At 70.4% G+C, this 13,560-nt stretch carries 11 protein-coding genes; 7 read left to right on the forward strand and 4 right to left on the reverse strand.

Annotation, left to right across the window (positions count from 1 at the left end; genetic code table 11):
• Positions 1-232: 232 nt before the first annotated feature.
• A complete protein-coding gene (locus ACYVD1_RS04210; protein WP_460767990.1) occupies positions 233-1,606 on the reverse strand; it encodes an APC family permease in 1,374 nt (457 codons plus the stop codon).
• A 231-nt stretch (positions 1,607-1,837) separates the two neighbouring features.
• On the opposite strand from ACYVD1_RS04210, the gene ACYVD1_RS04215 reads away from it, so the two are divergent.
• Positions 1,838-2,848, forward strand: coding sequence for a LacI family DNA-binding transcriptional regulator (locus ACYVD1_RS04215; protein ID WP_460767996.1), 1,011 nt, complete (start codon positions 1,838-1,840; stop codon positions 2,846-2,848).
• 39 nt (positions 2,849-2,887) lie between these two features.
• Here ACYVD1_RS04215 and ACYVD1_RS04220 read toward each other — a convergent pair whose 3' ends face one another.
• Positions 2,888-3,496: a TetR/AcrR family transcriptional regulator gene (locus ACYVD1_RS04220; RefSeq protein WP_460768001.1), complete on the reverse strand. Its 609-nt coding sequence runs from the start codon at positions 3,494-3,496 to the stop codon at positions 2,888-2,890.
• A 112-nt stretch (positions 3,497-3,608) separates the two neighbouring features.
• Between ACYVD1_RS04220 and ACYVD1_RS04225 the strand changes: the two genes are divergently transcribed.
• The 4 genes from ACYVD1_RS04225 (at position 3,609) to ACYVD1_RS04240 (ending at position 9,066) form a co-directional block, all read left to right on the forward strand.
• Complete coding sequence (locus ACYVD1_RS04225) at positions 3,609-5,234, forward strand: amidohydrolase (RefSeq protein WP_460768006.1); 1,626 nt, start codon at positions 3,609-3,611, stop codon at positions 5,232-5,234.
• A gap of 195 nt (positions 5,235-5,429) precedes the next feature.
• Positions 5,430-6,140 carry a TSUP family transporter gene (locus tag ACYVD1_RS04230; RefSeq protein ID WP_460768009.1) on the forward strand — a complete coding sequence of 237 codons (711 nt, stop codon included), beginning with the start codon at positions 5,430-5,432 and terminating at the stop codon, positions 6,138-6,140.
• A 164-nt stretch (positions 6,141-6,304) separates the two neighbouring features.
• On the forward strand, positions 6,305-7,477 hold the full coding sequence (locus ACYVD1_RS04235) for a thiolase domain-containing protein (protein WP_460768012.1): 1,173 nt from the start codon (positions 6,305-6,307) through the stop codon (positions 7,475-7,477).
• Positions 7,474-9,066, forward strand: a complete 1,593-nt coding sequence (locus ACYVD1_RS04240; protein WP_460768017.1) for an acyl-CoA synthetase — start codon at positions 7,474-7,476, stop codon at positions 9,064-9,066. Before ACYVD1_RS04235 ends, ACYVD1_RS04240 begins: the two co-directional genes overlap by 4 nt.
• Before the next feature lie 82 nt (positions 9,067-9,148).
• Here ACYVD1_RS04240 and ACYVD1_RS04245 read toward each other — a convergent pair whose 3' ends face one another.
• Both ACYVD1_RS04245 and ACYVD1_RS04250 read right to left on the reverse strand, forming a co-directional pair.
• Positions 9,149-9,931 carry an SDR family NAD(P)-dependent oxidoreductase gene (locus ACYVD1_RS04245; protein WP_460768237.1) on the reverse strand — a complete coding sequence of 261 codons (783 nt, stop codon included), beginning with the start codon at positions 9,929-9,931 and terminating at the stop codon, positions 9,149-9,151.
• Positions 9,924-10,859: a PCC domain-containing protein gene (locus ACYVD1_RS04250; RefSeq protein WP_460768021.1), complete on the reverse strand. Its 936-nt coding sequence runs from the start codon at positions 10,857-10,859 to the stop codon at positions 9,924-9,926. Before ACYVD1_RS04250 ends, ACYVD1_RS04245 begins: the two co-directional genes overlap by 8 nt.
• Before the next feature lie 239 nt (positions 10,860-11,098).
• Here ACYVD1_RS04250 and ACYVD1_RS04255 point away from each other — a divergent pair, with 239 nt between their 5' ends.
• Positions 11,099-12,403, forward strand: a complete 1,305-nt coding sequence (locus tag ACYVD1_RS04255; protein WP_460768023.1) for a PucR family transcriptional regulator — start codon at positions 11,099-11,101, stop codon at positions 12,401-12,403.
• 144 nt (positions 12,404-12,547) lie between these two features.
• Positions 12,548-13,558 (forward strand): DctP family TRAP transporter solute-binding subunit, encoded by a 1,011-nt coding sequence (locus ACYVD1_RS04260; RefSeq protein WP_460768025.1) that lies wholly within the window; start codon positions 12,548-12,550, stop codon positions 13,556-13,558.
• Positions 13,559-13,560 lie beyond the last annotated feature (2 nt).

The raw sequence follows: 13,560 nt of genomic DNA on the forward strand, positions 1-13,560 counted from the left end.
CGAACGAACCGACCACGTTGCTGGGGGTCAGCCGCCAGGTGGTGGTCTGGGGCCCGCGCACTGAGCTCAACGAGTCGCTCAGGGCCACCATCGTGCTGGACCTGTGCGCCCTCAACCTCGCAGACAGCTGCGCTGACGGGTTGTTGGGCGGGCCGACCGGGGGAGTAACCCAGGGCGCCCCACCGGGCCCCGCGTTCCGGCGGGGCCGCCGGTCACTGTTCTCTGCCGTCCCTCACCGGCCCCGGTCGGCTGGTTCCGCGTTCTCGGTCAGGTCCAGCGTGGGCGCCGACCGTCGGAACCCTCGGGTGACCCAGGCCAGGTAGCCGAGCCCGACAGCCATCCACCCGAGCCCGATGAGCAGGGTGAACGGGGCCAGGCTGGTCCACAGCCACACCGTCAGCAGGAAGCCCGTCCCGGGCAGGACCAGGTACACGACCGTGTCGCGCACGCCGTCGCGGCGCCGCTGGTCGATGTAGTAGTGCTTGACCACGGACAGGTTCACCGCGGAGAAGGCGGCCAGCGCGCCGAAGCTGATCATCTCCGCGATCAGGGCGAGGTCGACCACCACGGCCATCAGCGAGACCGCAGCGACCACGAGAATCGCCCCGACCGGGGTGGCGAAGCGGGCCCACAGCCGCCCGAACACGCGGGTGGGCAGCACGCCGTCGCGGCCCATCGAGAACAGGATGCGCGACACCGAGGCCTTCGAGGCCACCGCCGAGCCCAGGCAGCCGGCGATGTAGGCGGCAGTGAACAGGGTCGCCAGGAGCTGCCCGCCCGCCGCGAGCATGACGTCGAGCGCACCGGAGTCGACGTCGGTGAAGTCGTTGGACGGGAACACCAACTGGGCGACGTAGGACAGCAGGACGTAGAGGAGTCCGGCGCTGATGGTCGCGATGACGATAGCCCGCGGCACGTCGCGGCGGGCGTCCTTGGCCTCCTCGGCCAGCGCGGAGACCGCGTCGAAGCCCAGGAAGGACAGGCACAGCACCGCGGCGCCGGTGAACAGGGCGGCGTTCTCGGCCACCGTTCCGTCCCCGGTGAAGGGGGCCAGCAGGTCGACGTGCCCGGAGAGCGAACCGAGGCCGAGCGCGAGGAAGACGACGATGAAGAGGCCCTGGGCGGCGATGATCGCGAAATTGGCCCGGGTCACCGACACGATGCCGACGATGTTGAGTGCGGTCACCAGGGCGATAGCCGCGAGGATGAACACCCACGGTGGCACGGCGGGGATGGCCGCGCTCAGGTAGATGCCGATGAGGAGGTAGTTGATCGTCGGCAGGAACAGGTAGTCCAGGAGCAGCGACCAGCCCGCCATGAAGCCCAGCCCCGGGCCGAACGACTTCTGCGTGTAGGTGTAGGCCGATCCCGCGTACGGGAAGGCGCGCACCATCCGGGCGTAGGACAGCGCGGTGAAGGCCATGACGGCCAAGGTGATGAGGTAGGCGGCAGGGACGCGACCGCCGGTGATCTGTGTGACGAGGCCGTACGTGGTGAAGACGGTCAGCGGCACCATGTAGACGAGGCCGAACAGGACGAGGGCGGGCACGCCCAGCACCCGGCGCAGGCCGGGGCCGGTGGAGCCCGGTGCGGTGGTGGAGCTCAAGGGGGTCAGCCTCTCTGGCCCGGAACGCGGGCCGGTGGGTCAGGCGGTGTGGCGGTGGGGAGCCGCTTGGGTCTGCACGTTCGGCACAACGGTCGGGATCGCGCCGGGCCCTGGCGTGACCTGTGATGAATCGATTCCGCACTGCGTGGTGCAGGAGTTTAGATGCAACGCTCCGGGCGGTGTCAACGCCTACTGGGCGGAAACTTTGACCGGCGCTGTTACGGTGTGACCGTGCCGAAGGACCCCGCAGTGACCCTCAAGGACGTCGCCAGACATGCGGGGGTGTCGCGCACGACCGCCTCCCTCGCCCTCTCCGGAGGCGGGCGGATCTCCCAGGCCACCCGCGACCGGGTGCGCGCCGCCGCCAGGGATCTGCGCTACGAGGTCCACGTCGGGGCGCGCAACCTGCGCAAGGAGCGCTCCGGGGCAGTGGGGCTCCTCCTGCCCCGCCACACCTCCTCGCTCGCCTACTACATGGAAGTCGCCTTCGGTGCCGTCGACGCCGCCCAGCGCGGCGAACTCAGCGTCACCCTGGTCTCCTCCCGGCAGGCGGAGCAGGCCCCCGGGTCGCTGCACGTCGACGGTTTCCTGTTAGTGGACCCGCTGGCCGACGATCCCGCTGTCGCCGCCCTCCTGGAGGACCGCCGTCCCGTGGTCTCCGGCGAGGACGTGCCACCGGAGCTGCCCGCGCCCGCCGCGACCGTCTCCTCCGACCACCGCCGCGGTACCCGCCTCCTGCTGGACCACCTGGCCGAACAGGGGGCGGGCAGGCCCGCGCTCGTGGCGCCCGGGCCGTCCTCCTCCTGGGGCCGCGCCCTGCGGGAGGCCCACCGTGACTGGTGCCGCGAGCGGGGCATCGAACCAGGCGTGGCGGAGGTCCCGTTCGCGGCGACCGCCGACGACATGGCCCGGGCCACCCGTGAGCTGCTGGGAAGGGCCGACGCGCCGGACGCGCTCGTGGCCGCGCCCGACGGGGGCGCGCTCGCGGCGGTGACGGCAGCCCGCGAGATGGGCCGTCGGCCGGGAGAGGACCTGCTGGTGGCGTCCTGCGTCGACAGCACAGCGCTGCGCCTCTCGTCACCACAGATCACCGCGTTGGACCTGCACCCGCGCACCCTGGGCGCCGAAGGGCTGCGGGCGCTGCTGGACGTGCTCGAGAACGGGGCGCCCTCGGATCCAGGCCCGGCCGCGCGGATACCGATCGACCTCCGGGTGCGCGCCTCGACGTGCGCGGAAGCCTGACCCTGCGGTGAGCGGGGGAGGGCTGGGCCTGGCGCTGGCTCAGGTGCGCGGGAACCGGCAGCCGAGGACCGCCTCCGCATAGGCGCACACCAGGTCCAGCGCCCGTGCGCGCCCCATGGATCCGTCGCCGGTGACGATCTGGATGCCGTACGCGTCCTCCAAGGCGACCAGGTGTTCGCCCACGGTGCGCACGGGAAGGCGCGGAGCGAACACCCCGGCCTCCGCCCCGGAGGTCACCACCTGCTCGAACATCCCCACCTGGCGGTCCCAGAAGGCGGTCACCGCCTGTGCGTGCCGCTCATCGGTGCGGGCCATGCCGAACATCCGCACGACGGCGGCGACGAGCGTGTCGTCCCTGCCGGTGGGCAGTCCGGCCGCGGCCAGCGCGACCAGGAGCGCGGCGGGATCCTCGGTCCGTGCCGCGATCTCTTCGCGGGCGACGCAGAAACGGCGTACGGCGTCGTCGCGGACTGCGGCGGCCAGGTCGTCCATGCGCGGGTAGTAGTACATGACCGTGGGCGGGGAGACGCCCGCCCGGGCGGCGACCTGGCGCGCCGAGAGCGCGTCCGCGCCGCGTTCGGCGATCGCGGAGGTGGCGGCGTCGAGCAGGGTGCGCCGCTGCCGCTCCTGGTTCCGGGGCCGAGCCATGTTCCTCCCCCCGGTCGACCGCATCGATCCTAGCGCCCCTACACCCCTGGTGTGCTGGGGGCCACAGCGGTTACAGTTCTTCGAACGATCGTTCAGATAATGGAGGGGCCGTATGGAGGACGTGACGCTCTGGACCGGAGGCACCGTGCGGACGGGGCGCGGCGACACCACCGCGCTGGCCGCCTCGGGCGGCCGGATCATCGCCCTCGGGGACGAGGCCGCGGCCCAGCGCTCGCGGGCCGCGGAGGTCATCGACCTGGAGGGCGGCCTGCTCATGCCCTCTTTCGGCGACGGTCACGCCCATCCGGTCTTCGGCGGAATGGAGGCCCAGGGGCCGCCCGTGGGCGAGCTGACCGACCCCCGCGCGATCGTCGACGCGGTCGGCGCGTGGGCGACGGAGCGGCCGGAGGCCGAGTGGATCGTCGGCGGCAGCTACGACCCCGCGATCGTCGCCGACGGGGTCCTTGACGCCCGTTGGCTGGACGCCGCCGTCCCGAACCGCCCCGTGGTCCTGCGGGCCGCCGACTACCACACCGTGTGGGTCAACTCCGAGGCCCTGCGCCGGGCCGGGATCACCGAGCACACCCCCGACCCCGCCAACGGTGAGATCGTGCGCCGCGAGGACGGCAGCCCGGCCGGGACCCTGCGCGAGTGGGGCGCGGTGAACCTGGTCATGGACCTGGTGCCCGACCCGGGACCGGAAGCCCGCGCGCAAGCCCTGGCCCTGGCGGGTGAGCGCTACGCGCGGAGCGGGCTCACCTGGTACCAGGACGCCTGGGTCGAGCCCGACCTGGCCGAGGTGTACTTGGCCGCCGCCCGGCAGGGCACGCTCAACACCCGCGTCGACCTCGCCCAGCGCGCCTCCCCGAACCGCTGGCGCGAACAGCTGCGCACCTTCCCCGAACTGCGGAAACGGGTCCGCGCGGAGCCCGGGGCGCGGGACATGCTCACCGCCCGGACTGTGAAGTTCTTCGCCGACGGGGTGATCGAGTCCGGGACCGCCGCCCTGCTGGCCCCCTACGCGGACTGCCCCCACTCCCACGGGATGCCGGTGTGGGAGGCCGCCGAACTGGCCGAAGCGGTGGCCGCCTTCGACCGCCTCGGTTTCGGTATCCACATCCACGCCATCGGTGACGCGGGGATCCGCATCGCCCTCGACGCGGTGGCCCACGCCCGCGAGCGCGAACCCGGCCGCGAACGCCGCCCGGTTATCGCGCACACCCAGCTGGTGGACCCCGACGACCTGCCGCGCTTCCGGGAACTGGGGGTGATCGCCAACTTCGAGCCCTACTGGTCCCAGCCCGACCCCCTGCAGACCGTCCTGACCGTCCCGCGCCTGGGCGAGCGCCGGGCCGCGCTGCAGTACCCGACGGCCACGCTGCTGCGCGCCGGGGTGCCGATCAGCTTCGGCAGCGACTGGCCGGTGAGCAGCGAGCGCCCCCTGGACGGGATCCAGGTGGCGGTCACCCGCCGCACCTTCGACGGCGACCCGGAGGAGGGGTGGCTGCCGCACGAGCGCCTGACCGCGGAGGAGGCGTTGCGCGCCTACACGTCCGGCGTCGCCTACCAGGCCGGTGCCGAGACGTCCTGGGGGACCCTGGGCACGGGTGCCTTCGCCGACCTGGTGTGGCTGGACCGCGACCCGCGCGCGGTCGACCCCATGGAGATCGCCGAGATCACCGAACGCGGCACCTGGTTGTCGGGTGCGCGCCTGTACCGAAGTGCGTGCCTGTACTGACCTGGTCCGGCCGTCTGCTCGGCTCCTTCTCAGGGGCGGAGCCGAACGGGCCGCCGGCCCACCCCGGCTGGACACGGACACGCCGGAGCTGGCACGCTCCCGGGGCATGCCAAGGGAACTCGGGCGGCCGGACGACCGCAACCTGATCACCGCGGTCTTCGCCGAACACCGGGATCGTCACCGGAACACGGCACGATGACCGGCGGTTTCCTCGTCCTGCTCGCGGCGACGGTCGCGGTCGCGGCGTTCGTCCAGGGGACGAGCGGCCTGGGCTTCGCCCTGATCGTGGCGCCCGTCGTGGGAATGGCGGCTCCGGAGCTCCTCCCGGGGTTCCTGCTGGCCGTCATGGTCCCGCTCAACCTGTACATCGCCTGGCGCGAGCGGGAGGCGCTGGACCTCCGAGGGGCTAGCTGGATCACGATCGCCCGTCTGGCCACCACGCCGGCCGGTGTCCTCCTGCTCGCCGCGGTCTCCGAACGATCGCTGGAGTTCCTGGTCGGGCTGTCCATGGTCCTCGCCGCCCTGGTGAGCCTCGCAGCCCCCGTGTTCGTCCCCGGCCGGAGGACCTTCCTCGCCGCCGGGGCCGTCACCGGTGTCACCGAGACCGCGACCGGAATCGGCGGCCCGCCCCTGGCCCTCGCGTACCAGCACCGCCCGCCGGCGGAGATGCGCGCCACCATCTGTGCCTGCTTCCTGGTCGGTCAGGTCGTCTCCCTGGCCGTGCTGGGCGCCGCCGGACAGGTGCACACGGAACAGTTCCGGTCGGCCGCGCTGGTCCTGCCCGCCCTGGCCGCAGGGGTATGGCTGAGCCGTCTCCTGCACCACCGAGTAGACGCGTCCACACTCCGGTTCATCGTGCTTGCCTTCGCCGTCGTCTCGGGAGGCGTCCTCATGCTGGGGCTGTGATCGTCGTGGACGGGGTGAGGGACATTTTCGCCCCGTACCCGTGGGCGGGTATTCCTACAGAACGAGGAAGCGATGCCCTGAACTCCCGACTGAGCGCGGTGTTCTCAAGGCCGCTCACATTCGAGACTCGACCTACCAGACCGCGGTTTCCACGGAGGTCGAGCATGTCAGCACCGCCCAGTATCATCGGCTGGTCCCACACCAGGTTCGGCAAGTCAGCGCACACGGACGTGGAGGACCTGGTCGCTGAGGTCGCCCCGGACGCGATCCGCGACGCGGGCCTGGAACCGTCCGATATCGACGCTGTCTACGTCGGAGTGTTCAACAACGGTTTCTCCGCACAGGGATTCGAGGCGGCCCTCGTCGGCACCGCCCTGCCCGAACTGGCTCGAACACGGGCCACTCGTGTGGAGAACGCCTGCGCGACCGGGAGCGCGGCGCTGTTCGCTGCGCTCGACCACCTCGACTCCGGGCGCGGGCGTACCGCACTCGTCGTCGGCGCGGAGAAGATGACGGCTGTGCCCTCGGAACGGACGGGCGACGTCCTCCTGGCGGCCTCCCACCGGCGGACCGAAGCCGGGGCGGGCAGCTTCGCCGGGATCTTCGGGTCACTGGCCGGTCAGTACGCCGACCGGTATGGGGATCCGCGCAAGGCACTCGCGTCGATCGCGGCGAAGAACCACGGCAACGGGGTGGCCAATCCCTTTGCCCACGTACGCAAGGACCTGGGAGTGGACTTCTGCACGACCGAGTCTGAGCGGAACCCGCGAGTGGCCGGCCCCCTCCTTCGTACCGACTGCTCGATGATCTCCGACGGAGCCGCGGCCGTGGTCGTGGCGGTGCCCGACGTCGCCCGCGCGGCACGACGCGCCGTGACCGTCCGGGCCCGCGCCCAGGCCAACGCGCCCCTGCGCCTGAGCCGTCGCGATGATCCGCTGCGGTTCGACGGAGCCGCCGAGGCCTTCTCCGCGGCCCTGGAGGGTGCGGGGCTCTCCGTGTTGGATCTCGACCTGCTCGAGACCCATGACTGCTTCACCCTGGCCGAACTGCTCCAGTACGAGGCCTTCGGGCTCGCGGCACCCGGTCAGGGAGCCGAGGTGATCGCCGACGGTGTCACAGATCGGACCGGCGCACTTCCCACCAACGTGTCCGGCGGGCTCAAGTCCAAGGGGCATCCGATCGGAGCCACCGGAGTGTCGCAGCACGTGATGGCCGCAATGCAGCTCACCGGCGAGGCTGAGGGGATGCAGTTGCCCCGCGCAGGACTCGCGGGTGTGTTCAACATGGGCGGTGCCGCGGTCGCCAACTACGCGTCGGTCCTGGAGGGGCAGCGATGAGGCGTCGAACGGACCGCGCGGTGAACCTCGCGCACCTGCTCACCCAGACCGCGCGCAGGCTTCCCGAATCCACTGCCCTGGTCAGTGGCGAAGCACGGTGGACCTGGCGCGAACTCGACCGGGCGGCGAGCGGGCTCGCTCGGGAACTGCGCGAGCGCGGTGTCGGCCACGGTGACCGCGTCCTGCTGCACAGCCCGAACCACGTCGAGTTCGTCCAGTCCATGTTCGCCGTGTGGCGTCTCGGTGCGGTGTTGGCGCCCACCAACGCGCGGCTCACCCCGTCGGAGGTGGCGACCATTGCGGGTGTGTGCCGCCCGAAGGCGGCCCTGTGCCATCGCGGCCTCGCCGAACACGCTCAAGCTGTAGCCGACGCCCACGGATTGCCTGCGGGCACACTCCTGATCGGGGCTGAGGCGGGCGATGGCGACGCGGTCGCCTCCGTGGCCGCCTCCGATCTGGCGGACGCGAGTGTGGGGGTGGACGATCCGTGCTGGTACTTCTTCACCTCCGGTACCAGCGGAACACCCAAGGCCGCGGTCCTCACCCACGACCAGATGGGGTTCGTGATCACCAATCACCTGGCCGACCTGATGCCCGCGACGACCCACGAAGACGTGTCCCTGGTAGTGGCACCGCTGTCGCATGGGTCGGGTATCCACCTGCTGCCCCAGGTGGCCAGGGGCGCGGCCTCTGTGCTGACCTCCTCCGCGCGGTTCGACGCCGAAGAGGTCTGGCGGCTGGTCGAGCGCGAGCGCGTCTCCAACGTGTTCACCGTCCCCACCATCCTCAAACGGATTGTGGAGCACCCGGCTGTCGGCCGCCACGACCACTCCAGCCTGCGCTACGTGGTCTACGCGGGGGCTCCCATGTACGACGCCGACCAGGAGCGCGCGCGGGATGTCCTGGGCGAGGTGCTCGTTCAGTACTACGGCCTTGGCGAAGTCACCGGGAACATCACCGTGCTCACCCCCGGCGAGCACGGGCGACCGCGGCCCCAGGGCGTGGGCATCGGTACGTGCGGCCGTCCGCGGACCGGTATACAGATCAGCGTCCAGGACGGGGACGGACGTGAGCTGAGCGCGGGTGAACAGGGGGAGATCTGTGTCGCCGGACCGGCGGTCTTCTCCGGGTACCTGGACAACGAGACCGCCAACGCCGCCGGGTTCCGCGACGGGTGGTTCCGGACCGGGGACCTGGGCCTGCTGGACGAGGAGGGGTACCTGTACGTCACGGGCCGCGCTTCGGACATGTACATCTCCGGTGGATCGAACATCCACCCCCGCGACATAGAGGAGAAGCTCCTGCTTCACCCCGGGGTCGCGGAGGCGGCGGTCCTGGGCATGCCCGACCCCGACTGGGGCGAGGTCGGTGTGGCGGTGTGCGTCCCCAAGCCCGGTGCCGCTCCCTCCCCTGACGAGCTCCGGGAGTGGCTCGACGGCCGCCTTGCCCGCTACAAGCTTCCCCGGCACTTCCTCCTGTGGTCAGACCTGCCCAAGTCCGGGTACGGCAAGGTCGTCAAGCGGACCATTCGCGGCCTGTTGGAGGACGCCGGATGGGATCCCCAAGCGCGAGTGAGTGCGCACACCTGATCGGTGAGGTGAACGCCCTGGATGCGCCGCTGGCCGCCGGGGTCGCGTGCGACGTGCCACGCGGCCCCCGGACCGGCCGGGCTCAGACGCACCGCTGGGAGAGCCCTCCGTCCACGGCGAGTGCCACTGCGTTGACGTAGGCCGCCTCGTCGGAGGCGAGGTAGAGCGCCGCCGCGGCGACGTCCCACGGGCTGCCCATCCGCCCGGTGGGGCTGGCCTCGTCGCGTCGCCGCTGGCTCTCTTCCCCCGAGGCGACCTGATTGGTGACCATCGGAGTGTCGATCAGGCCGGGTACGACCGCGTTGACACGTACACCGTCACGCGCGTAGCGCAGCGCCAACGAGACCGTGAGCTGGTTGACGGCCGCCTTCGCTGCGCTGTAGCCGGGGTAGGAATAGCCGACGGCGCGGATCGCGGCGACGGACGACACGTTGACGATCGCTCCGCCGCCGGCGGTGACCATGCGGGGTACGACGTGCTTACAGGTCAGGAACATGCTCGTCACGTTGATGTCGAGTGCAGCCTGCCAATCCCGCAGACCTAGTTCTGTCAGGTCACCCATCTGGGCGAACCCCACGTTGTTGTGCAGGACCGAGGGCGTGCCCAGGAGTTCCTCGGCCGCGCCCACGGCCGCCTGAACCTGGTCCTCGGCGGTCACGTCGGCTGTCAGGGCGACGGCACTGCCGCCCTCGGCCGTGATCTCCTTCGCCGTGCGCCGGGCCTGGTCGGCGTCGACGTCGATGGCAGCGACCTTGGCGCCTTCCCGGGCGAAGGTCAGGGCCGCCGCCCGGCCGTTGCTGACCCGTTCACCGCTCGATCCCGCGCCGAAGACCAGCGCGACCTTACCCGCCAACCGGTCACCCATGTTCGCCACCCGGAGTCTCCTCGGTTACCAATAGTTCGAAGGTGACGGCCACGAGGTTGCGGCCGCGGGCCAGGCGTCCGGCGTGGACCGCCCCGTGCCGGTCGACGAGGACGGTGGACAGCTCGCCGTCGAACCCGCCGCAGTCCGTCGCGCGCAGCGTCCCCGTGGCGTTGACGACCTCGGTCGCGGGTCCGTCCACGTAGACGAGGCCGTCTCTCCGGTGCAGGTCTGCGCCGATGAGGCTCCCGAGGCTGGCGTGGACCACGGCCAGGTCGAAGCCGTGGCGGCGGCAGACCTCTTCGACCGCCCCCGTGATCTCCTCGCCCGGCCGGACCCGGGACAGGACAGCCCTCGCCGTGGGGTCCGCGCTGCCGACCACACTGTGGTGCGTCCCCGTTCGCGGTGTGAACACGGGCATGCCGGTCTCGGGATCCTCTTCGCTGACCAGATCCACCCCCGGCAAGAGGTGGACGACCGCGTGGACGGGCACAGCGCCCACTGTGGTCTCGGGCCACAGGTGCCCGGCGTGCAGCTCCCCCTCGGAGTCCAACCAGGCGGCGTGGCAGTGCATGAACCTGCGCCCTTCGCGGTGTCCGAGCGTGGCTGAGGCAGTGACCAGCTGGGCCGGTGCGACCGCCTCCTTGACCGGGCTGAAACCGACCGCGGAGGAGCTGCTCGCAGCCGCGTCGGGCGTGCTGTAGCTGACACGGTCCAGAGTGCCGCCCATGATCTCGGCCTGGGCGCTGGTACAGCCCACTGCATCGACGACCTCCGCGAGCGCGTCGAGGAGCCGCTTTCCGGCCGGTAGGCGTACACGCCGGGCGAAGGTGTGCGCGCTCACCGATGTGAGGCGGTCAGCCGCCCGCGGACCTGGATGGTCGAGGGCCTCGCGGCGTGGCTGTTCCGTTCCGTCACGGAACTGGATCATGGTGTTCCTCCTCCGCGGGGCGGCGGCGCACCGGGGTGGTGGTACGCATTGCCGTGCACCCTCTGGTCCAGCGTGCGCTTTGGGGCAAGTATCTGCACCTTCCCGCCGACCAGGACACCTCCGGGAGTCGAAAGGGTGGGAACAACCTTCCTCTATCCGTAGAAAAAGCATGTTCAGCGCTTCTAATATGAGACGCCGGAAGGAGGTGTGCGGTACCAGAGCACGCACGGTAGGCCAGCATGGGAGAGAACGAACTGCAGCGCATCGTCGATGCCCTAGCGGACGAGATCGGCCGGTCCGTCGCGGTCAACGACCCCTCACTCCACGTGCTGTGCGCGAGTCGGCACTTCGGTGAACAGGACGAGGTACGCGTGCACGCGATCCTCCAACGAGTCGCCTCGACCGAGGCGATCCGTCACCTGCTCGATCAGGGGATCACCATGTGGACCGAGCCGGGGATCGTTCCGGCCCGTCCTGACTTGCGTATGAAAGCGCGCTACTGTGCGCCGGTCCGCTGGCGCAACACCTTGCTGGGCCTGCTCACGGTGATCAACCCGGATGACTCGCTCAGTGACGAGCAGGTCCGGACCATCGGGGAGGCCGTGTCGGCCATGGCCGCGGTACTCAGCCGGGATACCGGTGCCAACAAGGGGCGTGCGGCCGAGCACGAGGCCGCCCTGGAAGGGTTCCTCGGCCCCGCGGATGCACAGCGCGCCGTCAGCCGTCGGGCCCTTGAGCGCAACGGCTGGTTGAAGGAGGCCCGGTACGCGCAGGTGAGCGTCGTGGACGTGATAGAGGCCCCGGACGCGGAGCCCGCCCAGGTCGACACCGCTCTCCGTGCCGCCCTCACGTCGGTCACGAGAGGCCGCGAACAGGAGCTCTCCTTCTTCATCCGAGGAAACCGGGCCGTCATGCTGTACACCACCAACAGGAAGTGCGGGGATGACGAGGCGCGGCGCAGGGCGGCCTCGGCGAGGCACGACGTGCACGGCTTCCTCGGCGGGTCCGCGTGGTGCGTCGTCGGCGTCGGAGGGCCCACCCGAGACATCGACCAAGCCTGGTCCTCACGGGAGCAGGCGGAGACCGCGGTACGCGGGGCCCGCCTCGTGGCCGCGACCGGGGGCATCGCCCTGTGGTCCGAACTGGGTGTGTACCGAACCCTGTTGGCCGTCCCAGCCGATCACCTCACCCCCGCACTGATCCCCGACGGCCTTCGGGAGCTGACCGCCAGGGACCCGCACGGGACGCTCGTGGAGACGCTCCGTGCCTATCTCGAACACGCGGGTTCCAGTCCGTCGGCCGCTTCGGAGCTGCATATCCACCGGACCTCCCTGTACTACCGGTTGCGGCAGATCGAGAACATCACCCGGTCGGACTTCTCGGACGGCGGCGTCCGCCTCAGCTTCCACCTGGGACTGCGGTTGCTCGAACTGGTCGAAGGCCCCGTGCCCCGTCCCCGAACCGGGCACGACGCCGCGGTGAACTCCGTGTTTCGACAAAGCGAGGAACCGGTTTCCGGAAATCTCGACACCCGGCGGTCGTGACCCCGGTCACATTGACTGCATACTCGTGGCTATCCGGGCCAGCAGATCGCTATCACCCGCGACCACATGGCGCGGATGCACCGCGTCAGCACCACTTGGTCCCACTCGAGCGGCGGGTGACGGGGTGACCTAGGGAGCCATCGAATGAAGGTGAGTTTGAGAGTGCCGGGCCTCGTCATGGCGGGCTGCCTGACACTCACGGCCTGCGGCGTCAACGCCACGGCGGACGACGGCGGGGCCCGCTACGTCTGGGACATGACCGTCACCGTCGGTACCACCTCTACCTGGTTCGAGGGTGCCGAACACTTCGCCGAACTGGTGGAGGAGCGGTCCGACGGGAGAATGAGCATCCGGATCTTCCCCAACGAACAGCTCTCCGCCGGGGACCCCGCCGCGGGGGTCGAACAGCTCATGCGCGGTGACAAGGACTTCTCCTATAACTCGACCATCATCTACGCCGGGATCGACCCGCGGTTCGGTGCGATCAACGCCCCTTTCCTCTACACCGACTACACCGAGGCGGACGAGGCCATCGAGTCGGGAGCACTGGACGCCTACACCGAGCTCGCCGCAGAGCGGGGCGTCGAGATGCTCGGTTTCGGTGAGAGCGGATTCCGCCAGGTCACCAACAACACCCGCCCGATCCGGGCCCCCGAGGACCTTGAAGGCATCAAGGTCCGTATCCCCGGCATCGGCCTGTTCACCGATATGTACCAGGAGCTGGGCGCCAACCCGGCGACGATGAACTTCGCCGAGGTCTTCACCTCACTGCAGCAGGGGACCATCGACGGCCAGGAGAACCCGATGGACGTGATCTCCTCGGCCGGGCTCGAAGAGGTCCAGGACCACCTCACGGTGTGGAACTACGTGTACGACCCGCTCGTGCTCGGGATGAACCAGGACCTCTTCGAATCCCTGCCCCCCGAGGACCAGGAGATCGTGCGGGGTGCCGCCGCGGAGGCCAACGAGCTCCAGGTCGCGAGCAACCGGGACTTGGAGGAGTCACAGCTGGCGGAGCAAGCCGAACTCATGGAGGTGATCACCCTGGACGACGAACAGATCGCCGCCTTCCAGGACACCCTGCGCCCCCTTCACGAAGAGTACGAGTCGGTGTGGGGCGAGCAACTCACCGACGCCGTGCGCCCCCAGGAGTAACC

This window comes from Nocardiopsis nanhaiensis, assembly GCF_054778635.1.

Bases quoted from the DNA above. Each gene is read 5' to 3' on its own strand.
- ACYVD1_RS04240 (WP_460768017.1), top strand. From the start codon at position 7,474: ATGAGGCGTCGAACGGACCGCGCGGTGAACCTCGCGCACCTGCTCACC.
- ACYVD1_RS04235 (WP_460768012.1), top strand. From the start codon at position 6,305: ATGTCAGCACCGCCCAGTATCATCGGCTGGTCCCACACCAGGTTCGGC.
- ACYVD1_RS04225 (WP_460768006.1), top strand. From the start codon at position 3,609: ATGGAGGACGTGACGCTCTGGACCGGAGGCACCGTGCGGACGGGGCGC.
- ACYVD1_RS04260 (WP_460768025.1), top strand. From the start codon at position 12,548: ATGAAGGTGAGTTTGAGAGTGCCGGGCCTCGTCATGGCGGGCTGCCTG.
- ACYVD1_RS04220 (WP_460768001.1), bottom strand. From the start codon at position 3,496: ATGGCTCGGCCCCGGAACCAGGAGCGGCAGCGGCGCACCCTGCTCGAC.
- ACYVD1_RS04230 (WP_460768009.1), top strand. From the start codon at position 5,430: ATGACCGGCGGTTTCCTCGTCCTGCTCGCGGCGACGGTCGCGGTCGCG.
- ACYVD1_RS04255 (WP_460768023.1), top strand. From the start codon at position 11,099: ATGGGAGAGAACGAACTGCAGCGCATCGTCGATGCCCTAGCGGACGAG.
- ACYVD1_RS04250 (WP_460768021.1), bottom strand. From the start codon at position 10,859: ATGATCCAGTTCCGTGACGGAACGGAACAGCCACGCCGCGAGGCCCTC.
- ACYVD1_RS04245 (WP_460768237.1), bottom strand. From the start codon at position 9,931: ATGGGTGACCGGTTGGCGGGTAAGGTCGCGCTGGTCTTCGGCGCGGGA.